1 protein-coding gene is annotated in these 539 nt (G+C 28.0%); it reads right to left on the bottom strand.

All coding sequences use genetic code 11. From position 1 onward, the window contains the following. Positions 1 to 3 precede the first annotated feature (3 nt). Positions 4 to 537 carry a GTP cyclohydrolase II gene (gene ribA / locus ACQY5W_RS13535; RefSeq protein ID WP_428025493.1) on the bottom strand — a complete coding sequence of 178 codons (534 nt, stop codon included), beginning with the start codon at positions 535 to 537 and terminating at the stop codon, positions 4 to 6. Positions 538 to 539: the final 2 nt, after the last annotated feature.

Here is a 539-nt window from a genome sequence, read left to right on the forward strand (position 1 = left end):
CCTTTAGAGCATATGCCCCATTAATTCTTTTTTTACATTTAAATAATCTATATTATGTTTATTTGAAGGCATTATAATAGGCCATCTTTTTATAATATTCACACCTTTTAATGATTCTATTTTTTTTGGATTATTTGTTAGAAGGTGAATATTCTGTATTCCATAATGATTTAAAATATATTCAACTATTTCATAAGTTCTTTCATCACTTTTAAATCCTAATTGATGATTTGCCTGTATAGTATCAAGACCTTCATCTTGTAAGGCATAAGCATTTACTTTATTAAATAAACCTATATTTCTTCCTTCTTGCCTTAAATATATAACCATTCCACCTTCGTAAGCTATATTAGCAAGCGCATATTCTAATTGTTGCCCACAATCACATTTCATTGAACCTAAACTATCTCCTGTTAAGCATTCACTATGAATTCTAACTAATGGAGCTAATCCAAATGGTTCTTTAAAAATTACTAAATGATCTTTTATTCCTTCTTGGAAGGATTGTATTTTTAAGTCACCATATTTACTTGGCAGGT

It is taken from the genome of Arcobacter sp., from assembly GCF_050300555.1.
GTDB lineage: Bacteria > Campylobacterota > Campylobacteria > Campylobacterales > Arcobacteraceae > Arcobacter.